A 21,824-nucleotide genomic window follows, 5' to 3' on the forward strand; every position below is an offset into this window, starting at 1 on the left:
GATGGAGTTTACCATAAACCAGATCGCTCAGCTTTTAAATGGACGGGTAGAAGGCGATGGTTCCCATAAAATCAGCCGACTGGACAAAATCCAGGAAGGTAAACCCGGTGGAATCAGTTTTTTGTCCAACCTGAAGTATGAACCCTACCTGTACACAACCCAGTGTTCGGCGGTCATTGTCTCTCAGGACTTTAAACCTAGCAAACCTTTAATTTCGACACTGATACGTGTGGATGATGCCTATCTAGGTTTTACCCAGTTATTGGAATCGGTAGAGAAACTTTCCAAACCCCAGTATCGAGGTGTTGAATCACCTGCTTACATGCATGAAAGTAGCCGCATGGGCATTGACGGGTACCGGGGTGCATTCTCTTACATCGACAAAAACTGCCAGATTGGAGATAGGGTACAGATACACCCACATGCCTACTTGGGAGAAGGCGTGAGCATTGGCAATGACTGTATCATCCACGCCGGAGTAAAAATCATGCGCCGCAGTCGTATAGGAAACCACTGCGAAATCCATCCCGGAGCGGTCATTGGAAGTGACGGCTTCGGATTTGCTCCGCAGCCTGACGGTCAGTATAAGAACATCCCACAATTGGGTAATGTATGGCTGGAAGACCATGTTTCCGTAGGTGCCAATACAACCATAGACTGCGCAACGATGGGATCCACCCACATCGGAAAAGGTGTGAAAATCGACAATCTCGTTCAAATAGCCCACAATGTACGCATCGGAGAAAATACCGTTATTGCTTCACAATCAGGTGTTTCCGGGTCTGCGGAAATCGGCAAAAACTGTATACTCGCCGGAAAATCCAGTATTGTAGGTCACCTCAAAATCGCCGACAATACAACCGTGGGAGGAAACACTGCCATCATGAAGTCTATTTCCACGCCAGGAGAAACATTGCTTGGTTACATAGGCATGGACATCAAGGACTTCCTCAAATCATACGCTGTTTTCAAAAAGTTACCCGATTTGCAGAACAAATTAAAAGAACTGGAAAAAAAACAATAAATTTGTATCCTTAACAATGACCGTAAAGGCTTCATAAAGAATTTTAATGAAAGTAAAGCAGCACACGATTGGGAAGCAAGTGACCCTCACAGGTATAGGATTACATACCGGCGTAGTAGCGACGATGACCTTCCTTCCAGCTCCCCCCAACCACGGATACAAGTTTCAGCGTATGGATTTGGAAGGGTACCCGATAGTGGATGCAGACGTGGACAATGTGGTGGATGTTTCGAGAGGCACTACGCTAGAACAAAGCGGTGCCAGAGTGTTTACAGTAGAACATGTCCTTGCTGCATTGGTTGGATTGGAAATAGACAATGTATTGATTCAGCTCAACGGGCCAGAGCCTCCCATCATGGATGGCAGCAGTCTGCCCTTCATCCAAATTCTGGAAGAAGCTGGATTGGAAGAACAAAATGCGCTACGCAGATTTTTCGAAATCCCGGAAAGTATTCACTACAAAGATGCTGCTCGAGAAGTGGAAATGGCTGCATTGCCTTTGGACGACTTCCGGGTAACGGTAATGGTGGATTACAATTCACCTGTTTTGGGTAGTCAACACGCCTCCATTACGGATATCAGCCAATTCAAAAATGAAATCGCTTCCTGTAGAACCTTTTGTTTTCTCCACGAATTGGAGATGCTGTACAATCAAAACCTGATCAAAGGAGGGGACCTGAACAATGCCATCGTGGTTGTAGATCGCGCCGTACAGGAAGACGAACTCAGCCATTTAGCCAAAATGTTCAACAAACCAAAGGTGGAAGTTCGCAAGGAGGGAATCCTGAACAACGTGGAGCTCAGGTACAAAAATGAACCTGCGAGGCACAAGCTATTGGATGTGATCGGTGATTTGGCATTGGTAGGTAGGCCCTTAAAAGCGCAGATCATGGCAGCACGCCCGGGACATGCTGCCAATGTCGCGTTTGCAAAAAAAATCAAACGTGCCATGGAGAAGGCCGGGCCCATGCACATCCCGTATTACGACCCGAAACTACCACCGGTACTTGATATCAACCAAATCAGTAACATCCTGCCCCACAGATACCCGTTTCAATTACTGGACAAAATCATTTACTTGGACCAAACAGTAGTGGCAGGGGTGAAGAATGTGACCATAAATGAACCCTTTTTCATGGGGCATTTTCCAAACAATCCAGTGATGCCGGGCGTACTTCAAGTAGAAGCCATGGCCCAGACCGGTGGAATCCTCGTTTTGAGTACAGTAGACGACCCCGAAAACTACTGGACTTACTTCCTAAGTATTGAAAACTGTAAGTTTCGGAAGATGGTACTCCCCGGGGACACCCTTATCTTCAAATGTGAACTTTTGAACCCCATACGGAGAGGCATTGCAAAGATGAAAGGTGAGGCCTTTGTAGGCAATACACTTGTTTGTGAGGCAGTTATGACCGCAAGTATAGTAAGAAAAGAAGCATGATAAGCAAACTATCCCACATAAACCCCGATGCCATACTTGGTGAAAATATCACGGTAGAACCGTTTACCACCATTCATGAAAATGTTGAAATCGGTGAGGGGACTTGGATCGGCTCAAACGTGACCATCTACCCCGGTGCGCGGATAGGTAAAAACTGCAAAATATTCCCGGGAGCAGTTATCTCGGCTATTCCCCAAGATTTAAAATTTCAAGGAGAGTCTTCCCTAGCCGAAATTGGTGACGATACCACCATTCGGGAATGTGTGACGATCAACCGCGGTACACTGGATAAAAAAACCACAAAAATTGGGCACTCCTGCCTCGTAATGGCCTACGTACATATTGCCCATGACTGCATCATTAACAACCACGTCATCATCGCCAATACCGTACAGGTGGCCGGTCATGTCACCATAGACGACTGGGCCTTTGTCGGAGGCAGTAGCGCCATTCACCAGTTTGTAAAGATCGGCACACACAGCATGATTTCCGGTGGCTCCTTGGTGCGAAAAGATGTACCTCCTTATACCAAAGCTGCCCGTGAACCGCTCAGTTATGCGGGTGTCAACTCTCTGGGGCTGAGGCGCAGGGGGTTTTCTGGTGAAACCATCAATCAGATCCAAGAGGTCTATCGGTACCTCTTTCTCAACAGCCTAAATAACAGCAGAGCACTCGAAGAGATCGAAGTAAACCTTCCCGCCACCAAAGAACGGGATGAGATTGTCAATTTTATCCGGTCATCGGAACGGGGGGTAATGAAAGGATACATCCAATAAGATGCTGGAATTGAAACTGGAGCAAGCAGGGAAACGGTTTCAGTATGAATGGATTTTCAAAAACCTGACTGTTACCCTTACCCCAGGTCAGAAACTGGCCGTCACAGGTAGTAACGGGTCTGGCAAATCAACCCTCATCAAATGCCTGGCAGGCCAAATGCCCTTATCCACCGGAGCCATTCATTACCTTGTTGGAGGCACCCCTGTTTCATCCGCTGAAATTTACCAACATATTACCCTATCTGCGCCTTACCTAGAGCTTCCGGAAGAGTTTACGCTCGCGGAATTTCTGCAATTTCACTTCAGGTTCAAAACCCTCTCACCCGGTATGACAATCCGCGAGGCTGTGAGAATCATGTACTTGGAAAAATCCATGGACAAAGCTATTCGGAATTTTTCATCTGGCATGAAGCAGCGATTAAAACTCGGTATTTGCTTCTTTTCCAGCAGTCCCTTTCTTTTGCTGGATGAACCGACATCCAACCTCGACGAACGGGGCGTAAGCTGGTATCACGAGCTGGTAGAAACCTACGGTGGCAATAAAACCATTGTGGTAGGATCCAATGATCCTAGAGAATTCACTTTCTGTTCAGAACAGCTTTCTATTGAAAATTTCAAGTGACTTTGTTTTGATACTAAAATGCTTAATTTTACAATCCTTATTTCTAATGTTATGAAGCATCTTGCCAAAATATTCTTCTTACTGGGATTGATTCCATTCGTTTTTTTGTCCTGTTCAAACGATGACGACGGACCTCAAAAGACCGCCGAAGAGATCGCCATCGAAGCACTGGCCGGTACATCTGAACAAACTTGGACGATCAGTGGCGGCGGATCGGTATCCCGGGACGGCACTTCGCTTACCAACAATTATGCGGATTTTGAAATTAGATTCAGAAATCGTGGCTCTGCGGGACTCAACTACGAAACCACAGGCAGTGGTGGACTGTTTGACCCCTCGGGATCTTGGTCGCTTGAGGGCGAAAACTACAACCGGTTACGCCTTTCGGGCATTCAACCCGTAGCAAACCGTGACATTACATATAGCAAACAGGGAGGCGACCTTCGGCTGGAGTTCACTGTACCAAACCCATCCTCAGCTTCCGCGAGAGTGGAAGCACTTGTTGGATTTTATGTCTTTACATTAAAACCAAAACCATAACCTATGCTTAAATCCTTCGTACTTTCACTTCTTGTTTTGACGGCTGTTACGACCCAAACCATCGCTCAAAACAAAGAGGTTGCCGCAGTAGAAAAAGCTGTATTAGACCTGCGCGCAGCCATGCTTAGCGGTGACGCTGCATCCCTCACGGCCATTTCGTCCAAAAACATTACCTATGGACATTCCAATGGAACCATCGAAGACCAAGCAGCCTTCGTAGAAGCGTTGGCTAGTGGCAATAACAACTTTACAGAGATCACCCTGTCGGACCAAACTGTGGAGATATTGGGCAAAATCGCACTTGTAAGACACAACCTGACCGGAACTACCCACAATAAAGGTGCTGATCCCGCATCCATCAACTTGGGAATTCTTCTTGTCTGGCAAAAAGAGGGAAAAGACTGGAAGCTGCTCGCAAGGCAGGCATTTAAGCGCTAAATACGCAATTTGCTTCTTTATTCTCTGAACATATCAAAAAAGGCTACCATCTGCGTATAGTAGCCTTTTTCTTTTATACACTAATTTGAAACTCTTCCAGGCACCTTCGCTTTCTTCGGGGAACTCGTTAATTTTCTTTTAAATACACTAAGGTGACCCCTGCCCCACCTCGCTCCACGTGCTCATCCTCAAACCTACTTACCGCAGGCATGTGCCGAAGCATATTCCGGCAGAGGTCCCGCAGGATTCCATCCCCTTTGCCGTGCACCACACGGAGCTCCGACTGCCCTAACATATATCCGTCGTCGATAAAATTTTGCAGCAAGGGCAACACTTCCTCTCCTCTCTTTCCGCGAAGATCTAGATTGGTCGAAAATTCCAGCATACGGGCATGGGTATTAAATCCCGAGCTGCGAGCCAATGACTTCTTTTCCTTCTTGATGGCTGTGTTGGAAATCCGCTCCAATCGATTAAGATTAACCTTTGACTTAAGATCTCCGATACTGATTTCAGCTGTCCGCTGCTGAATGGCAATGACTTCGGCTATGGCACCATTGTCTTTAACCCGCACTTGATCTCCCACTTTGACTTCTCCTTCGAGTACTTTTAGCTCCTGAGCAGGCTGAGGTAGCTTACTCTTTTCCGGCTTGATCGACTCTTTGTGGACCTCCAATGACTTCCTGATCCGCTTCGTTTGCTCCTTGTCCGCCTTGCTTTCCTTTATCTCCCGAATGGTATTTTCAATTCGCTTATTGGTATCATCCAAGAGAGCCTTCGCCTGTATTTTCGCTTCGTTCAAAATCGCCTTTTTGCTGGTTTCCAAGGTCGCCTTAAGCTCGCTGTATTCCTCTAATCGCTTATTGAGTAGCTTTTCCTTCCGTTCATTTTCCAGGAGTATCTGCTCGTAGCGGTTCTTCTCAGCTTCCAACTTTAGCAGCATCCGATCATAATTTACCCGGGTTTCGCCCACCTGCGCTTTGGCATGAAGAATGATTTCCTCGTCAATGCCAATTTTCCGGGCGATCTCAAACGCAAACGAACTTCCCGGTTTACCCAATTCGAGTTGATACAAGGGTTCCAGATGCTCCACATCATACCGCATTGCGCCATTGATCAGGCCCTGACCTTTGGAGGCCAACTGTTTCAGGTTGCCATAGTGGGTGGTGACCACACCAAAAGCTCCCGTTTTATTCAATGCAATCAAAATGCCTTCGGCAATGGCCCCTCCAAACTGAGGCTCAGTACCCGTACCAAATTCATCGATAAAAAACAGGGTTCGCTTATTGGCAAAGCGGGTGAAGTTTTTCATGTTCATCAGGTGTGAACTGTAGGTACTCAGGTCATTTTCCAGGTTCTGTTCATCCCCTATATCTATGAAAAACTGATCGAACACCCCACACTTCGATTCCGGCTCAACGGGAATTAGAATCCCGCACTGAAACATGTATTGCAACAGGGCAATGGTCTTTAGCGTGACGGACTTGCCACCTGCGTTGGGTCCTGAAATAACCAGGATTCTGCGATTGGGATCCAAAGAAACATCAATTGGGACGATTTGCTTTTTTTGCAGCTTTAAGCTGAGCTCGAGCAGGGGATGCCTAGCTTTCTGCCAGCGTATCTGCTTGCTTTTCTCCAGTTCAGGTTTATTGCCTTCCACCTTGATCGCGAATTTTGCCTTTGCACGAATAAAATCCACCAGGCCTAAAAAATGAAATGCCTTGCGCAGGTCCGGGATATACCCGCGAAGGATATCCGTCAGGTGCGTGAGGATCTTCTGGACCTCGCGACGTTCCATGTATTCAAGGTCCCGTATTTCATTATTAATATCCAATACTTCGGTAGGCTCCATGTACACCGTTTGTCCAGTAGCAGACTCGTCATGGATAAATCCTTTGATACGGCGCTTGTACTCGGCCAGCACAGGCATCACCATTCTGCCACCTCGTATGGTAATTGAAGCATCTTCCGGGGTCAATCCTTGCGATTTTGCTTGACGGAAAATAGTATCCAGCACTTTTCGAAGCCGGCTTTCCTCGTAAAGCAACTGGCCTCTGACTAAGGCCAGTTCTTGGGTAGCATTGTTTTTAATTTTGCCTCTTTCATCCAGCACTCGCTCGATCGAGCGGATCAAGGTCCGGTCATCATTCACCATTCCTAAAAGCTGAAAGAGTTGCGGGTATTCCAGCTCGTAATAGTTGAAAAAATCCACGCATGTAGATAATGTTACCAACCCAAGCTTTATCTCATGAAACTCTTCTTCGTAGAGAAAGGTACCCTCCAACCGGGCCTTGTCGAGGTAGGGGTGGATATTTACAAAATTCGAAGAGGGGAAAGACTCGCCGGACAACAGTAGACGCTTAAACTCTTCTGTCTGCTCCAAAAGCCGCTGTATCAGGGAGGCATCTCTGGAAAAAGCAATCTTCTGGACGAAATCAGCTCCTAGGCTACTGCTACACTCGTCCCTAATCAAATCCCTGATTTTATCGAAATTTATTTTTTGTTCTAGGTTTGAGGGATATATCTTCATTTGGCACTTTCAGCTCTTTTTTCAAATACTGTTAACGAATCTATCGCTCGGGCATAGACCCGCTCCATAAAGGCTGGATACCTGAGGTAATATTGTAAGCTAGCCATATAAACCGTATCGGCGACACGATGTTTCTCAAAAATTTCTTTTTCCAAAATGGGGTACACTTTTTTGGAGGAATCATACGGAATGGGCAGTGATTGCACAAAACCCTCCGTCAGGTGGATATCCACGATAATAGATACCATTTCGTCTTCCGAAAGCAACCCGGGAGGTTTGCTGTCCGAACTGCAAGAAAAGCAAAAGCAGCACGCCGCCAATAACCAGATAGAATACTTCACAGGTCAAAATTACCCAATTCTTCACAAATTTGACAATATGTATCCACATAGTCGTTTTATTATTCAACCGAGAGCCTTAAATTAGGCCTCTTATAGAGAGCTTACATGAACCAACTAATTAAAAAACTCCGAAGATATGAGATTATGCTCCGGAAGATTGCCAACAACCATCTTCAGGGCGACTACCAGTCCATATTTAAAGGAGCAGGGTTGGAATTTGATGATTTGAGGCCTTATCAGTACGGAGACGATATCCGCACGGTCGAATGGAAGGTATCCGCAAAGGGCCACGGTACCTTTGTGAAAACTTTCAAAGAAGACAAAGACCAATCGGTTTATTTCCTCTTAGACATCAGCGGATCCCAGGACATAGGCAGCAAAGAGCACAAAAAAATTGACACTAGCAAGGAAGTTGCGGGCGTACTTACCTTGGCTGCAATCCACGAGGGCAGCCAAGTAGGGCTGATCAGCTATTCTGATCAAAAAGAAAAAATTATTGTCCCTGGAAAAGGTCCCCGGCAAGCTGTAAAAGTCATCCAAGGAATCTTTAAGCATGCGAACAAATCATTGAAGACAGACCTTCGGGGCATGTTTTCGTTTTGTCTAAACCTCATCAAGAAAAGAAGCATCATCATCGTAATCTCAGATTTCATTGATGAAGACTATCAACAACCGTTGAAGTCCTTGGCCACCAAACACGATGTGATTGTCATCCAGGTAACCGACCCCCTCGAATCGGCGCTGCCGTCCTTGGGAATTATCCCGGTATATGACAAAGAAATGGAAAAAACGACCTGGGTGAATACCGCTTTTGGGGGGTTTGCCAAGAAGATTTTCCAGTCCTTCCACCAAGACCGGGAGTCGCTAAGAGATTTGTGCAAAAAAAATCAAATCAATTACCTTCAGATTGACACAAGGCAAGACATTGTCTTACCTTTGATGGAACTATTCAAAATCAGAAACCGAAGCATGAAGCGTGGCTAAGACAGGCTATATCTCCCTACTTATATTTTTGTTGATCGCCCAATCCCAGCTGCCGGCACAGGAAGTAAAGGTACACGGGTATTTTATGCAAGATTCGGCCAAATTAGGGGAGCGGGTAACCTATGTACTAAAAGCAACCTACCCATCCACCATGGATATGCTGTTCCCGGATTCCCTGTATAATTTCGGCAGCATGGAATACCTAGGGAAACAAACTTTTCGTTCGGTTACCGTTGACACACTCACTACAGACAGTGCTCTCTATTTCCTCGCAAACTTTTCGCTGGAACCGATTAAGCAGTATAACCTTCCAGTATTTGAGATCTTGCGCTATGATAGCATCACTCACCAGCCCGCAGACGCCTCCTTAGCGCTAAAACTCATCATCGACGAACTACCGGATGCTTTGGCGTTTCAAGAAACCAATGCATACCAAAAAATCCAACAAGGACTTAACTACCCAGCCATCATGCTGGGTTTCCTGGTTGTGTTGGTTATCTTAGGTTCCGTCTATTACTTCTTTGGTGGCCGATTGAAGCGTCTGTGGCTTGTTTATCTAGAGAAGAAACGTAGACAACGGTTCGTTACGCGCTGGGAAAGCGCGCAAGCAGCATTTTTTGCAAAAAAAGATTTGGATGCTGCTGACGAACTCCTTGGCGTATGGAGAGGTTATATGGAATCGATGACTGGCTTTCCCTTCCGAGAGTGGACCTCTACCGAAATAGCCCATAACCTTGAACAACCTGAATTGGTGAAAGACCTGCGGGAAATTGAAGTCGTGATCTACGCAAATCGGGTAACTGAGGGCATCCGACAGGCCTGCGATCGGCTGTCCTTGCTTACAGAGGAGGAATACCGAAAAAAAATCAAAAATCTCCACGGCCATGAATGAAACTAGCAGCTATTTTTCGTGGACTTGGTTTACGCCAGAAACGTTCCGATCCTATGAATGGGAAAACCTTTGGGCATTGCACTTGCTCTGGGTAATTCCCCTTATTTTGCTGGTACGCAAGTTTACGAAGATCCTAAAGAACCCTCGGCTAGAACTATCTATACCCAAGATGGCTCCCCGAACCAATCCATGGACCTATCTCCGACTTGTTCCCATGGCCTTTTTCACGCTATGTATGTGGATGGTTATCGTCTCATTGGCCCGACCGCAACGCACCAACGAAAAAGTAGAACAGTTTACGGAGGGTATTGATATCATGTTGGTGTTGGATATTTCCGAGTCTATGGACTTACAGGACTTTACCCCTAACCGGCTGGAGGCTGCCAAAGAAACAGCCATTGAGTTTATCGAGGGAAGATTTGGTGACCGAATTGGAGTGGTAATTTTCTCCGGAGAGGCGTTTTCACTAGCACCTTTGACTACAGACTACGATCTCCTTAAAGATTTGATCGGTGATATTTCGTTTAATATGATGGACGCCAAAGGCACCGCGATAGGTAGTGCGCTCGCCGTTGCAACCAACCGAATGCGGGAATCCGAAACAAATTCAAAAGTAATGGTCCTCCTAAGTGATGGGGACAACAACGCCGGAAACGTGGATCCTATCTTTGCAGCGCAATTAGCGGAGGCAATGGATATAAAAATCTACACCATTGCGGTAGGAAAAGACGGCATGGTGCCCTATGGCACGGATTTCTTTGGTAGACCCCAGATGGTGGAAAGCTACCTGAACGAAACCACCCTTCGGGACATTGCCCGAATTGGAAAAGGAAAATTCTACCGAGCCGCAGATGGAGATGCGCTGGAGGGTATTTTTGACGAAATCGATGAATTGGAAAAAGCGGAAATCACCGAGTCCCGATATAAGGAAACGATAGACTTTTACCGGGTATATCTTATGTGGGGGATGGCTTTTTTCTTCGTTTGGCTTCTGCTCAAAAATACGTTTTTTAATAACTTCTTGATTGACTAAGTCGAGACAACAACCCTGTTGATTCAACCCACCGATTAGACATTACCTCGACTTGAGTATTAAAAATGCCTGCGATTTAAGATCTCAGAGACTACCACAGCATCCCGTAGCGTGTTGGGACTTTTCAAAAGTTGAGCATATGGATTTTTGTTGTTCTTAACAGTAACAGATTCCACTTTGCCCAATATTTTCTTATCGTCATGAATATCCACTTGATCATCTAACTTAACTAGGGGCTGCTTACTTTGATATTTTCCGTAGGCATCGGCCATTCTACTGGCTGTAGACGAAGTAACCACCTCTTCCCTGTCCACTTTGGGATTTCTACCTATTGGCTCGTGGGTTTCTGTCGTAGCCGGCCTACTGGTAATCACCAATTCTTCTTCTCTTTCTCCCTGTTCCCTTCGGATCTCTCGTAATAAATCTTCAAACGTCCCATTCTTGGGAATATCACGGGGAGTATCTTGGCTTTCTCCCGGTACTTCTCCATCCTTGGGCTGACCTTTCTTCTGCTGTAGCGCCGAATAGATGAAATATATAACAACCGCGATGATATAAAATATAGTACCTGAATCCATAGGCATGAAATTAATCAAAAGTGGGAATAATTGAAAGGAACCGCTGAATTAAAAGCAAAGCGGATTCGCAAGGATGGTGTAAAAAAACTTTTGACAAAAAAACCACCTACCCGCAGGAAGGTGGCATAATGGTCTCATGTAACCCTTCAGCCAACCGACAGATGTAGATTACTGTTGCTACGTTTATCCACTTCATAGGGAAGGTGCTCAAGGCTAATGTCTTCCCATCGCTCAGAAGAAATCTTTTTCAAGGTGGCTTCCACGGACGCACCTGGCTCTATGTGGAAGCTGACGGACTGAAGATTACCGGTGACGCAGCCGGAGGATTCGATTTTCGCCAGTTCACCTACAAAAGCATCTCCGACAAACTCTCCCAGTATGCACAGGTTCGCTGCCTTTACATTACCAATCACCTGACCCGTTTTACCCACCACTATCTTTTTCGTAGTTGAAATATTGCCTTCGATGACTCCTTCAACCCGGATGTCGCAAGTGGACTCCAGATCACCGATCATCTTAAATCCTTCGGCAAAAAAAGAGGTGATAACCATCCCATTATTTGTATTCTCCGAACGTTTGCTACTATTCCACATTTCACTTTAATTTTAGGGGATAAGAAATTTTCTGCTAGCCAAAAAAAGACTGGAAACCATATTTATCCAGCTATAATAGCCGAAGTAAACCATATTTTCAGTCATTCGCAAAATAAAATTTTATACAGCAAATAGGAGTCTATAATCGAAGAAAAATTGCTTATAACAATGAGTTACCTGTAACAGAAACGGGGGTGTTATCTAAAAAAAATTGAAGCCCAATAAATTAGACTTATTCCAGAATCTTTTATTCCAGAATAAAAGGCAAAAATCAATTAAATTCATTTTTTGGTATATTAAACGCACAATCCATTGAACTGAGCTACTTATCACCTCCTTGATAACCTGACCATTAGAAAAACAAACGGCTTATATTTCAATACGAATGACACATGAGTAACTACAAAAGCTGAAAAATCAATTATTTACTATTTTTTGTTTAATTTTTTTAACAAAAAAATTCAAATTAGATTTTGTTTTAAGAAAAAATAAACCATAGAAATATTCTTTTTTGATATTTTACACTTACTTTGCACTAGAAGCAACCTGTAATCTGATATAGGTTTGTCAGGAGACAGAATTCAAATCACCAACCCCAACTTTATCATGAAAAATAGCCTAACGACATTGATTGTCGACGACGACAAACTAGCCTTGCACTACATTATGAGAACTGCACAGGAATTGCAAATACCTGGCATGTTTCATACTGCAGAAAATGGCAAGGAAGCGCTTGAAAAGCTGGAATCCCTTCATAGTGCATATGATAAATGCCTAGTGCTGCTAGATATCAATATGCCTGTTATGAACGGTTGGGACTTTTTAGCTGCACTCGGATCAAAGCCTTTCAAAGATAAAGCTTTGGTAATCATAGTAACATCTTCTACAGCAAAACAAGACAAAGATAGATCTAAAAGCTTCAAAGAAGTGATTGGTTTTATCGAAAAACCACTTGCTATCAACACCTTGAAAGAAGTACTTTCTCTATTTGACGACAACCTCATTGTTACGAAAAGTTGAGGCCCGCCATTTAAAGCTGCTGGGTTACTGGATCATCTCGCTCTGAAATCCCAAAAGGCCCTAAATCCAAGTTTGAATGGATTTAGGGCCTTTTGATTCTACATATGGCATAGCGTCTGACACGTCAGATTTTCAATCGAGGGTAGCAGGGAAATTATTTTTCCTAGCTATCAAATTTCCGTAAGTTGGAAAGCTGGCCGTTAAGGACCAGCTCTCCAACTTTTCCAAGGATACTTCTGAAATGTTCCGAATCCATTACTCGGCTTTCGAATCGGATTTTCGCCACTCCTGCACCATCCACCAAATAAATCGGGTTCAAGACTTTACTATCTCCTTTCTTTCCTTCACCATTTTCCAATGTAGCCATTAGATTTTCACTTTGATAAAAGACAGGGAACAAATCCTCGTCTGACAGAAAGGAATTGATCCAATTCGTGCACTCCAAATGCTCTTTAAAGGACCTGCTGCTAAATCCCACCAACTGACAGTTCATTTTACGCAAACTTGTCAGAAAATCCTCGAGATCCTTTCTCTCGTCTGCATTCTTCGGAATCAAATCGTAGGGGTTGCTGTAGATCAGTAACCACTGGTTAGTGAATAACTTATTCAAAAACGTGTTTCCGAAGTGGGTTTTCACAGGGATACTCGGTATCGCCTTGTTTACCCATACCATATGTTGATTCTCATATTGTCTCATTATTTCTAGAATTTATAACACCACCGATTGATTTCTTATTCTATATACTAAATATAACGTATAAAAAGTAATTTTGTGTCTATTAACGACACTATTTCGTCAAACCATGACAAAAATCATCTCAAAACCAACTATATCCAGGTCTCTCCTATAAATTTCCCCTACGGATACTCGTGAAAAAGCTGAAAATATTTCCCCAAAAAAAAGCAAACCTACTTCAAGTCAAATTTCCATCCTGTCATTTAGCAGAACCTGTTAGACTATCCCACATTTTCCGGACCTGATCGCCACTTTGATGTCGACGACTCAGGGAACCTATCTCAGCGTATTGTTAATCTCCCTTATCTGCTTATTTTTGTCTTGATCAATCGTTTTTTCCATGCAGCTTTCAAAACTAGAGGTCCGGGGATTCAAAAGCTTCGGTGACCGGGTCGTAATTCACTTCGACAAGGGCATTACGGGGATCGTGGGTCCAAACGGTTGCGGCAAATCCAACGTGGTGGATGCGATCCGCTGGGTCCTTGGCGAACAAAAAACCCGCATGCTGCGCTCGGATAAAATGGAAAACGTGATCTTCAACGGCACGAAAACCCGGAAGCCTCTGAATATGGCCGAGGTTTCCCTTACTTTTGACAACACCAAAAACCTACTCCCCACCGAATACACTCAAGTGACCATCACCCGCCGGTATTACAGATCAGGGGAAAGCGAATACCTACTCAATGGGATCACCTGCCGGCTGAAGGATATCACGAATCTCTTCATGGATACCGGTATTAATTCAAATAGCTACGCTATCATTGAACTGAAAATGATCGATGAGCTATTAAATGACAAAAACAACTCTAGAAGGGAGCTATTTGAAGAGGCGGCTGGGATCTCGAAGTTCAAAACACGAAAGAAAGAAACTCTTCGGAAACTGGAGGGTACCGATGCAGATCTGGCCCGGGTGGAAGACTTGCTCTATGAAATCGAGAAAAACCTGAAATCCCTGGAAAAGCAGGCGCGTCAAACCGCAAGGTATTTTGAAATCAAAAAAGAATACAAACAGGCAAGTATCGCCCTGTCAAAAAAAGGAGTGGTCCAACAACGTGAAAATCTCTTTGATCTACACCGACAAATACAGACTGAAAACGACCAAAAACTAAGCCTACAGACGCAACTTGCCGAGAAAGAAGCCTATTTGGAAAGCCAAAAAGCCGCATTGATCCAACGGGAGAAAATGCTATCCTCCCGGCAAAAAGCACTGAACGAACAGGTGAACAAAATCCGTCAGTTTGAGAGCGATAAAAAAATAAAAAACGAACGTTTACGGTTTTTGGAAAACAGAGCACAGTCACTTCGTGAACAAATCACCCAAGACAAAAAAAGTAACGATCGAGCTGCCTTTTCGATACGCTCCCTGGAGCAGGAAAAAGCGGTAGCAGAAAAATTACTTGCCGAAAAAGAAGTTCAGGTCACTGCTCTACGGGAGGTCTACGAGGAAAAAAGGCGGCAGCTAAACGTGGTACAAGAACGCCAAAAGCAACTCAATAGCCAGGTATCAATCAAAAAAGATCGCATCTATCAGCTTTCAAAGTCTCAGGAAATCAAGCAAATACAGCTTTCAACCCTAAAGCAGGAACTGGAAAAAACCACCTCTGACGATAGCAATCAGGAAGAAACCCTGTCCGAATTCGCGGATCGGCTCTTAGAGATCAAAGACAATTTGGATGAGAAGATGTCCAAACTGGTAAAACTAAAAAACCAAGAGGAAGAGCATCTGCAAAAACTCGAAGAGGCCAATCACACCGTCGAAATCATCAAAGATGAACTCACCCAGCTAAGCCGAAAGCTCGATGCTAAACAAAACGAATTTAACCTCACAAAGTCCCTGGTAGAAAACCTCGAGGGCTTTCCAGAAGCAATCAAATTTTTAAAAAAGAACTCCAACTGGGGCAAGCATATTCCACTGCTTTCTGATATACTTACTACGGAAGAAAAATACCGGGTCACGATCGAAAACTACCTGGAAAATTACATGAACTACTATGTGGTAGACACCTACCAAGAAGCGGTAACAGCCATTAACCTATTAAGCGATGCGGCCAAAGGAAAGGCCAACTTCTTCGTATTGGAGCAGCTTAACCGATTCAAACCCTCTCACAGCAAGATCTACCCCAATACACTCCCTGCCACGGAAATCATCGAATACGACGAAAAATATGCTCGATTGATTTCGTTTATACTCGACGATGTATACATCGTCAGAGGGGGCATCCAGGATATACCTAACGAAGAAGACGCGGTCTTCATTTCTGAAAACGCAAAATACATCAAGCGAACGTTCAGCCTTTCCGGCGGTTCGGTAGGGCTGTTTGAAGGCAAACGCATTGGCCGAGCCAAAAACCTGGAAAAACTGGAAAAAGATATCAAAGACCTAAACCGAAAGATTTCCGGCATACGGTCAAACCTAGATCAAAAGATTTCAGAACTTCTCAAGCTAAAGGAAATTAGTTTCAAACACCAAATTGAATCACTGCAGCAGGAGATCAACGAAATCAACCAAGAGTACATCTCTGTCAAAACCAAAAAAGAGCAACTAGGTGACCTACTTTCTTCAAATGCTACGAAACGGGAGGATATCCTCGCACGAATCGAAACCCTAGGAGACGAGCTTGCGCAACTATCGCCGGAGTTAAATGAAGAACGAAACGCCTTTTCGGAATGGGAAACCGAGCTTTTGGACGTTAACGATGCAGCTCAGGAAGCATCCGAAGAATTAACCCGCCACTCTCAATTATACAACGAAGAAAACATCCTCTTCCACCAGCACATGAATAAATCCAATGCCCTGGAGCAGGAGATTACATTCAAACAGAGCACCTACGAAAGCAGTAGTGAGCGCATAGAAAAGGGACAACAGGAGCTGGCACATATCGACCAAGAGGTACGTAACCTTATTGACAACAACGAGCTACAGGACGATGAACTGATAGAACTTTATGGAGAAAAGGATCGGATAGAGGTGGGGGTAAACGAGGCTGAAAAAGAATACTATGCCCATCGGGCGCTAATTGACGACATAGACAAAAGTATACGGGACAGTCAACGGCAGCTAGCCAGCATTGACACGGTAATCATGGAGTTACAGCAGGCTTTAAACGACGTGAAGCTAAAACTTAACGGACTGAAGGAAAGGCTAAGCATTGAATTTGAACTGGATCTCGAGAAACTGATGGAGGAAGACCCCGAGGTGGATCCCGAATACCGTGAAAAAACAGAAGATACGATTCGAGAGGAAGTAAAAAAAGCCAAAGAACGGCTCGAAAAAATCGGTCCAATCAACCCGATGGCGATGGAAGCGTATGACGAAATCAAAGAACGGCATTCTTTCATTACCGAGCAGCGGGATGACTTGGTCAAGGCGAAAAACTCCCTGCTGGAAACCATTCAAGAAATCGATGAAGTAGCGAGGGAAACGTTTCTGGAAGCCTTCGGGAAAATCAAGGAAAATTTTGTCAAGGTATTCCGATCTCTTTTCACAGCTGAAGACGATTGCGACCTCAAACTCCTCGACCCGGAAAATCCATTGGAAAGTGCAATAGAAATCATCGCCAAACCAAAAGGAAAAAGGCCCCTCTCTATCAATCAATTATCTGGAGGAGAGAAAACCCTCACCGCTACCTCCCTATTGTTTTCAATTTACCTGCTGAAACCAGCTCCGTTTTGCATTTTTGACGAGGTAGATGCACCCCTAGATGATGCAAACATAGACAAGTTCAATCAAATCATTCAGAAATTCTCGAATGAGTCCCAATTTATTATTGTGACCCACAATAAGCGAACCATGGCCAGCACAGATATCATTTATGGTATCACCATGATAGAGGCAGGAGTGTCTAGGGTGGTTCCGGTGGATCTGAGAGAACTCGTAGACGATATGGAGTAGGCAATTCTGCTGGATGACACTAATCCTAGCTGTAGCAACCTACTCACCAAAAACTAAAAAAGGCTAACCCAACTAGGGCTAGCCTTTTTTCGATCACTACAAAACTCAACAATTCTCAATTTGGTAATTTGTCGGCAAAGCGACCATATACCCAAGTACCCGCAATAGCACTCAAGAGAGTGATGAATATAACGGTAAACCCGCTTCCAATCTGCGCAAACAAAGGACCTGGACAAGCCCCAGTGATGGCCCAGCCCAGACCAAAGATAAACCCGCCGATAATTTGGCCCTTTCTAAATTCTTTGTTTGCAATCTTTATTGGTTCTCCGGCTAGGGATTTGATCTTGAACTTCTTGATCAGTTGAATGGAAATCATTCCTACTGCAATTGCTGACCCGATCACCAGGTACATAAACAAGGACTGCAATCGGAACATCTCCTGAATGCGAAACCAGGAAACGATCTCTGCTTTGACAAAAACGATTCCGAAGATGACTCCTACTATCAAGTACTTCAAAAGTCCATCTTTGGATGTTTGATGCTGCATGTTTGGTGCCTCACATTCTACTGGAGCACTCACTCTACTATTATCTTTTTCTTTTACGTTCATCTGAATAGGTATTCGTTAGGGTAAGAACCCGTCCCAATGGTCTGAATAGCGTGCACTATTTGTATTCCGGTTCAAAGCTCGTTGAATGACACATCCATCCAATGCGGAAAGCGCAACATATATCAGGTTTGAGCTGGTTCTAGTTGTAAGTTGACTAGAAAACTGAATTAAAAACCTGCAAATGCCATGATGTGAGGCAGCAGGAGGTGGGTCATGACAAATCCTCCCAACATGAAGAAGATAGTCGCTACCAGCGAAGGCCACTGCAAGCTGCTGATACCCATAATCGCGTGACCTGACGTACATCCTCCTGCATAGCGGGTACCAAAACCCACCAAGAATCCACCGATAACGAAGAAGAACAAGCCTTTCAGCGTAAATAGGTTGGACCAAGAGAAGATGTCTGCGGGTAACAGAGATCTAAAGTCTGTGATGCCTAATTGAGCTAAATCTTGTTGGGTACTTTCCGCTATCACGATCGTCTCTGGGTTAGAAAGCAATGCACCTGCAATAAATCCGCCAATCAAGACACCCAAAACGAACATTAGGTTCCACATTTCCTTTTTCCAATTATAGGTAAAGAAAGGAATGTTTGCAGGCATACAGGCGGCACATACGTGCCTCAGCGAAGAGGATATACCGAACGACTTGTTGCCTATGATCAACAATACGGGTACAGTAAGTCCAATTAACGGCCCGGCTACATACCAAGGCCAAGGCTGACTAATCCAATCAATAAATTGTTCCATTATTACGTTATTTACTTGTTTTGTTTTTTTGATTTAAAATTTATAATCTAATACCAGATTGAAATTCCATAAATCAACTCTATTTATGCGATTTGAATCGGGGATTTCCCCTGGTTTTTTCGCGGTTTTATTGACGACCAACATTTTCAACTTCAGTCCATCCAAATATCCATCAAAGGAGTGATCTAATGACCCCACAAAATGGTAATAGGAAGGCACCCCGTATTTATTGAGCGTGAATTCATTGATATCTGGGTGCTTTACGGTGCTGACACCGACAAGCCCTTTTGTGTATGTATTAAACTGGTAATCGTATTTCAGCGCAATTGCGCGAATTCCACCGTTTCCTTCAAACCGTTCTCGGGGTAGGCTGGCGAAAAAAACCTCCCTGCCCCACTCCCTTGGGAATAGAAACCGTCCCTGATTTGAAATAGAAAGGAGGTTCATCGAAACTTCATGGGCCCTTTGTCTAAAACCGACCTTTGCGCCGTAGCCCATAGAACTTTCTCCCTTCATGATATAGGCCTTCGCTGAATCCATATTACCACCATCATTGAGCGCTGACTGGTAAAACCCCTGCAACCCCAGCAGTAGGTTCATGCGTCCAATATCTGTTCGCTTTTCGAGTTGGGCAAACTGCATCTGAAAGACATTTTCCGCCAGGTAGGACCAATATTGGAACGTTTCGCCATGATCACCTCGGTAGACAAAACCACCTACACCAATGCCCCGGCTACGCACGTTTCCTTTGTATCCAGAACTGGTCCCAAACACATTCCGTCCAAAAGGATATACTCCAAATGACTCCTCAACCGAGTACCAATCAACCGTTCCTCGCATGGTTACCTGATTAAACCAGGCTAACGTAGTCTGCCAATGTGTATTCTCATAAGCCAACTTAAGCCCACTGAAAATATTGGGACGCATCCGATTATCCTGCTCGTTTAGAAAGGGGGTGTTAAATTTCTGCCTACCAAGCACCGCCTGAAATCCACTCCGTTTATAGGATAAGTACAGGTGTTCCAAACGATCTAGATCCCGACTGTTTTCGAAATCGTTCATATCGTAAAGCAAAATCTCGTAGCGATTCACATTTCCAGTGGTCGGATCCGGAATACGAAGATTGTGTTCAAAGACCTGAAACACAAAGAAACCGCTAAACCCTACATGAAAACCTCTGAAGGACGGACTGAAATACCCAATCCCCGCACCTATCGCAAGAGAATGGTAGTCCAGCAGTTCACCCCGGTTGGTCGTACCCATGTAAAAGGATCGAAGGTGAAACTCCACCTCACCGGATCTAATCTTGTCCGCCAGCGAAGTCGAGGAATCCACCAGGGTACTGTCAATTTCCGGATGTTGCTCTTGTGCGATCAGGCCTACTGGCAATAACCCAATCCAAATCCAAATAACGAAACGCCAGCCAATTTCAAAGTTATACATGATCTTAGTCTCTAACAGTGACTTTCGTCACAACCCATCGGCGTTTATAGCAAAAGTGGCAGAAAACCTAGTTCTGCCACCTTTAACAACACCAATCAACCTAACCTAAATCACAATAGCGTGGTGGGACAAACGTAGTCGCTCACGTTGAACTTACCGGATGCCTTCAGGGCGTCAAATCCACCTTGAACATCCACCAGATTATCATAGCCCCTGGCCCTCAAAATAGAGTTAAAGATCATCGAACGGTACCCACCTGCACAGTGTACATAGTACGTTTTGTCTTGCTTCACTTCTGACATGTGCTGATTGATATAATCCAATGGTATATTTTCTGCGCCAATCACGTGTTCACTAAGGTGCTCACTATTTTTTCGGACATCCAATAGTGCTACCTCTCCTTGGGACATCAAACCGGCTAGTTCTTCCACGGTAACAGTATGAATCGTATCCACTTCAAATCCATCTGACTGCCAAGCAGTAATCCCTCCTTTTAGAAATCCTAATGCATGGTCATAACCCACCCGGGCTAGCCTGGTGATTACTTCCTCTTCCTTTCCTGCTTCCGCTACCACCAAAATTTCCTGACGAACATCTGGAATGAGAGTGCCCACCCAAGGAGCAAAATTTCCGTCGATCCCTATATTAATAGAATTTGGTATAAATGCAGCCGCAAAATCCTCCGGCTTTCTGGTATCTAGTATTACCGCGCCGGTTTCGTTGGCCGCAGCTTCAAACTCTCTGGGAGTCAATGCACGCTGCCCCCTATCCAATACCTCATCGATGCTGTCATAGCCTTGGATATTCATCATGACATTTTGAGGAAAATAGGCTGGTGGAGGGGTAAGGCCTGTTGTTACCTCCTTAATAAATTCCTCTTTGGTCATCTCCTGAAGCGCGTAGTTGGTCTTCTTTTGATTGCCCAGGGTATCGGTCGTTTCCTTACTCATATTTTTACCACAAGCACTACCCGCACCATGTGCCGGGTATACGATCAGGTGATCTGAAAGTGGCATGATCTTATTTCTGAGTGATTCGTATAGATGTCCGGCTAACTTATCCTGTGTCAGATCAGCAATTACTTTCTGCGCCAAATCCGGTCTACCCACATCTCCGATAAACAAGGTATCCCCGGTAAACAATGCTTGTTCCTTACCTTCCTCATCAATCAACAGAAACACAGAGCTTTCCATCGTATGACCTGGTGTATGAATTAGCCTGACCTTTATGTTTCCTACTTCAAATTCTTGCCCATCTTCGCCTACGACTGCGTCAAAGCCTAGGGGCATGGAGGTAGGACCAAACACAATCTGTGCACCGGTCTTGGCTGCCAAATCTTTGTGCCCTGATACGAAATCGGCGTGAAAGTGGGTCTCAAAAATGTATTTTATTTTCGCTCCATCCTGCTTAGCCCTGTCAATGTAGGGTTGTACTTCACGCAAAGGATCAACAATTGCGGCTTCTCCGTTTGATTCAATATAGTAGGCACCTTGGGCCAAACATCCGGTATAAATCTGCTCTATCCTCATGGTTATCACGTAAGGGGTTAATGATTAAATGTTAAAATTCTTTTTCAATGTTAGGA

At 44.5% G+C, this 21,824-nt stretch carries 20 protein-coding genes; 11 read left to right on the forward strand and 9 right to left on the reverse strand.

Features of this window, described 5'->3' with window-relative positions; translation table 11 throughout:
- Window position 1 precedes the first annotated feature (1 nt).
- From lpxD to JJU34_RS17165, 6 genes are read left to right on the forward strand one after another with little or no spacing between them, the layout of a single operon-like run.
- Window positions 2-1,024 carry a UDP-3-O-(3-hydroxymyristoyl)glucosamine N-acyltransferase gene (gene lpxD, locus JJU34_RS17140; RefSeq protein WP_228693634.1) on the forward strand — a complete coding sequence of 341 codons (1,023 nt, stop codon included), beginning with the start codon at window positions 2-4 and terminating at the stop codon, window positions 1,022-1,024.
- Window positions 1,025-1,070: 46 nt separating this feature from the next.
- Window positions 1,071-2,465: a bifunctional UDP-3-O-[3-hydroxymyristoyl] N-acetylglucosamine deacetylase/3-hydroxyacyl-ACP dehydratase gene (locus JJU34_RS17145; RefSeq protein ID WP_228693635.1), complete on the forward strand. Its 1,395-nt coding sequence runs from the start codon at window positions 1,071-1,073 to the stop codon at window positions 2,463-2,465.
- On the forward strand, window positions 2,462-3,241 hold the full coding sequence (lpxA, locus tag JJU34_RS17150) for an acyl-ACP--UDP-N-acetylglucosamine O-acyltransferase (protein WP_228693636.1): 780 nt from the start codon (window positions 2,462-2,464) through the stop codon (window positions 3,239-3,241). Before JJU34_RS17145 ends, lpxA begins: the two co-directional genes overlap by 4 nt.
- A 1-nt stretch (window position 3,242) precedes the next feature.
- Window positions 3,243-3,863: an ATP-binding cassette domain-containing protein gene (locus JJU34_RS17155; RefSeq protein ID WP_228693637.1), complete on the forward strand. Its 621-nt coding sequence runs from the start codon at window positions 3,243-3,245 to the stop codon at window positions 3,861-3,863.
- A gap of 51 nt (window positions 3,864-3,914) precedes the next feature.
- Entirely contained in the window at window positions 3,915-4,403 is a 489-nt protein-coding gene (locus tag JJU34_RS17160; protein WP_228693638.1) for a hypothetical protein, read from the forward strand.
- A 3-nt stretch (window positions 4,404-4,406) separates the two neighbouring features.
- The gene (locus JJU34_RS17165) at window positions 4,407-4,841 is read left to right on the forward strand and encodes a nuclear transport factor 2 family protein (protein WP_228693639.1); all 435 of its coding nucleotides are present in this window, start codon (window positions 4,407-4,409) and stop codon (window positions 4,839-4,841) included.
- A gap of 127 nt (window positions 4,842-4,968) precedes the next feature.
- On the opposite strand, the gene JJU34_RS17170 is transcribed toward JJU34_RS17165, so the two are convergent.
- Together JJU34_RS17170 and JJU34_RS17175 are read right to left on the reverse strand one after the other, a co-directional pair.
- Complete coding sequence (locus JJU34_RS17170) at window positions 4,969-7,368, reverse strand: endonuclease MutS2 (protein ID WP_228693640.1); 2,400 nt, start codon at window positions 7,366-7,368, stop codon at window positions 4,969-4,971.
- Window positions 7,365-7,709 (reverse strand): DUF4296 domain-containing protein, encoded by a 345-nt coding sequence (locus JJU34_RS17175; RefSeq protein ID WP_228693641.1) that lies wholly within the window; start codon window positions 7,707-7,709, stop codon window positions 7,365-7,367. Before JJU34_RS17175 ends, JJU34_RS17170 begins: the two co-directional genes overlap by 4 nt.
- 105 nt (window positions 7,710-7,814) lie before the next feature.
- Between JJU34_RS17175 and JJU34_RS17180 the strand changes: the two genes are divergently transcribed.
- From JJU34_RS17180 to JJU34_RS17190, 3 genes are read left to right on the forward strand one after another with little or no spacing between them, the layout of a single operon-like run.
- Entirely contained in the window at window positions 7,815-8,693 is an 879-nt protein-coding gene (locus tag JJU34_RS17180; RefSeq protein ID WP_228693642.1) for a DUF58 domain-containing protein, read from the forward strand.
- Window positions 8,686-9,585 (forward strand): hypothetical protein, encoded by a 900-nt coding sequence (locus JJU34_RS17185; RefSeq protein WP_228693643.1) that lies wholly within the window; start codon window positions 8,686-8,688, stop codon window positions 9,583-9,585. Before JJU34_RS17180 ends, JJU34_RS17185 begins: the two co-directional genes overlap by 8 nt.
- Window positions 9,578-10,618, forward strand: coding sequence for a VWA domain-containing protein (locus JJU34_RS17190; protein WP_228693644.1), 1,041 nt, complete (start codon window positions 9,578-9,580; stop codon window positions 10,616-10,618). The genes JJU34_RS17185 and JJU34_RS17190 overlap by 8 nt, the downstream gene beginning before the upstream one ends.
- 59 nt (window positions 10,619-10,677) lie before the next feature.
- Here JJU34_RS17190 and JJU34_RS17195 read toward each other — a convergent pair whose 3' ends face one another.
- Window positions 10,678-11,196, reverse strand: coding sequence for a hypothetical protein (locus tag JJU34_RS17195; RefSeq protein WP_228693645.1), 519 nt, complete (start codon window positions 11,194-11,196; stop codon window positions 10,678-10,680).
- Window positions 11,197-11,342: 146 nt separating this feature from the next.
- Window positions 11,343-11,789 (reverse strand): polymer-forming cytoskeletal protein, encoded by a 447-nt coding sequence (locus tag JJU34_RS17200; RefSeq protein ID WP_228693646.1) that lies wholly within the window; start codon window positions 11,787-11,789, stop codon window positions 11,343-11,345.
- 606 nt (window positions 11,790-12,395) lie between these two features.
- On the opposite strand from JJU34_RS17200, the gene JJU34_RS17205 reads away from it, so the two are divergent.
- Complete coding sequence (locus tag JJU34_RS17205) at window positions 12,396-12,809, forward strand: response regulator (protein ID WP_228693647.1); 414 nt, start codon at window positions 12,396-12,398, stop codon at window positions 12,807-12,809.
- Between the two features lie 163 nt (window positions 12,810-12,972).
- Here JJU34_RS17205 and JJU34_RS17210 read toward each other — a convergent pair whose 3' ends face one another.
- The gene (locus JJU34_RS17210; RefSeq protein WP_228693648.1) at window positions 12,973-13,506 is read right to left on the reverse strand and encodes a hypothetical protein; all 534 of its coding nucleotides are present in this window, start codon (window positions 13,504-13,506) and stop codon (window positions 12,973-12,975) included.
- 379 nt (window positions 13,507-13,885) lie between these two features.
- Here JJU34_RS17210 and smc point away from each other — a divergent pair, with 379 nt between their 5' ends.
- A complete protein-coding gene (gene smc / locus JJU34_RS17215; RefSeq protein ID WP_228693649.1) occupies window positions 13,886-17,437 on the forward strand; it encodes a chromosome segregation protein SMC in 3,552 nt (1,183 codons plus the stop codon).
- 115 nt (window positions 17,438-17,552) lie between these two features.
- Here smc and JJU34_RS17220 read toward each other — a convergent pair whose 3' ends face one another.
- The 4 genes from JJU34_RS17220 to JJU34_RS17235 all read right to left on the reverse strand — a co-directional run bounded on the left by JJU34_RS17220 (window position 17,553) and on the right by JJU34_RS17235 (window position 21,768).
- Window positions 17,553-18,047, reverse strand: coding sequence for a DUF6691 family protein (locus JJU34_RS17220; protein WP_228693650.1), 495 nt, complete (start codon window positions 18,045-18,047; stop codon window positions 17,553-17,555).
- 167 nt (window positions 18,048-18,214) lie between these two features.
- Complete coding sequence (locus tag JJU34_RS17225; protein ID WP_228693651.1) at window positions 18,215-18,796, reverse strand: YeeE/YedE thiosulfate transporter family protein; 582 nt, start codon at window positions 18,794-18,796, stop codon at window positions 18,215-18,217.
- A gap of 33 nt (window positions 18,797-18,829) precedes the next feature.
- On the reverse strand, window positions 18,830-20,239 hold the full coding sequence (locus tag JJU34_RS17230) for an OprD family outer membrane porin (RefSeq protein ID WP_228693652.1): 1,410 nt from the start codon (window positions 20,237-20,239) through the stop codon (window positions 18,830-18,832).
- 110 nt (window positions 20,240-20,349) lie between these two features.
- Entirely contained in the window at window positions 20,350-21,768 is a 1,419-nt protein-coding gene (locus JJU34_RS17235) for an MBL fold metallo-hydrolase (protein ID WP_228693653.1), read from the reverse strand.
- Window positions 21,769-21,824 lie beyond the last annotated feature (56 nt).

Source organism: Lunatimonas sp. (genome assembly GCF_020832325.1).
Taxonomy (GTDB): Bacteria; Bacteroidota; Bacteroidia; order Cytophagales; family Cyclobacteriaceae; genus Lunatimonas.

Excerpts from the sequence above, each read along its gene's own strand:
- lpxD (WP_228693634.1), top strand. The coding sequence starts at position 2 with ATGGAGTTTACCATAAACCAGATCGCTCAGCTTTTAAATGGACGGGTA.
- JJU34_RS17145 (WP_228693635.1), top strand. The coding sequence starts at position 1,071 with ATGAAAGTAAAGCAGCACACGATTGGGAAGCAAGTGACCCTCACAGGT.
- lpxA (WP_228693636.1), top strand. The coding sequence starts at position 2,462 with ATGATAAGCAAACTATCCCACATAAACCCCGATGCCATACTTGGTGAA.
- JJU34_RS17155 (WP_228693637.1), top strand. The coding sequence starts at position 3,243 with ATGCTGGAATTGAAACTGGAGCAAGCAGGGAAACGGTTTCAGTATGAA.
- JJU34_RS17160 (WP_228693638.1), top strand. The coding sequence starts at position 3,915 with ATGAAGCATCTTGCCAAAATATTCTTCTTACTGGGATTGATTCCATTC.
- JJU34_RS17165 (WP_228693639.1), top strand. The coding sequence starts at position 4,407 with ATGCTTAAATCCTTCGTACTTTCACTTCTTGTTTTGACGGCTGTTACG.
- JJU34_RS17170 (WP_228693640.1), bottom strand. The coding sequence starts at position 7,368 with ATGAAGATATATCCCTCAAACCTAGAACAAAAAATAAATTTCGATAAA.
- JJU34_RS17180 (WP_228693642.1), top strand. The coding sequence starts at position 7,815 with ATGAACCAACTAATTAAAAAACTCCGAAGATATGAGATTATGCTCCGG.
- JJU34_RS17190 (WP_228693644.1), top strand. The coding sequence starts at position 9,578 with ATGAATGAAACTAGCAGCTATTTTTCGTGGACTTGGTTTACGCCAGAA.
- JJU34_RS17195 (WP_228693645.1), bottom strand. The coding sequence starts at position 11,196 with ATGGATTCAGGTACTATATTTTATATCATCGCGGTTGTTATATATTTC.
- JJU34_RS17200 (WP_228693646.1), bottom strand. The coding sequence starts at position 11,789 with ATGTGGAATAGTAGCAAACGTTCGGAGAATACAAATAATGGGATGGTT.
- JJU34_RS17205 (WP_228693647.1), top strand. The coding sequence starts at position 12,396 with ATGAAAAATAGCCTAACGACATTGATTGTCGACGACGACAAACTAGCC.
- JJU34_RS17210 (WP_228693648.1), bottom strand. The coding sequence starts at position 13,506 with ATGAGACAATATGAGAATCAACATATGGTATGGGTAAACAAGGCGATA.
- smc (WP_228693649.1), top strand. The coding sequence starts at position 13,886 with ATGCAGCTTTCAAAACTAGAGGTCCGGGGATTCAAAAGCTTCGGTGAC.
- JJU34_RS17220 (WP_228693650.1), bottom strand. The coding sequence starts at position 18,047 with ATGAACGTAAAAGAAAAAGATAATAGTAGAGTGAGTGCTCCAGTAGAA.
- JJU34_RS17225 (WP_228693651.1), bottom strand. The coding sequence starts at position 18,796 with ATGGAACAATTTATTGATTGGATTAGTCAGCCTTGGCCTTGGTATGTA.
- JJU34_RS17230 (WP_228693652.1), bottom strand. The coding sequence starts at position 20,239 with ATGTATAACTTTGAAATTGGCTGGCGTTTCGTTATTTGGATTTGGATT.
- JJU34_RS17235 (WP_228693653.1), bottom strand. The coding sequence starts at position 21,768 with ATGAGGATAGAGCAGATTTATACCGGATGTTTGGCCCAAGGTGCCTAC.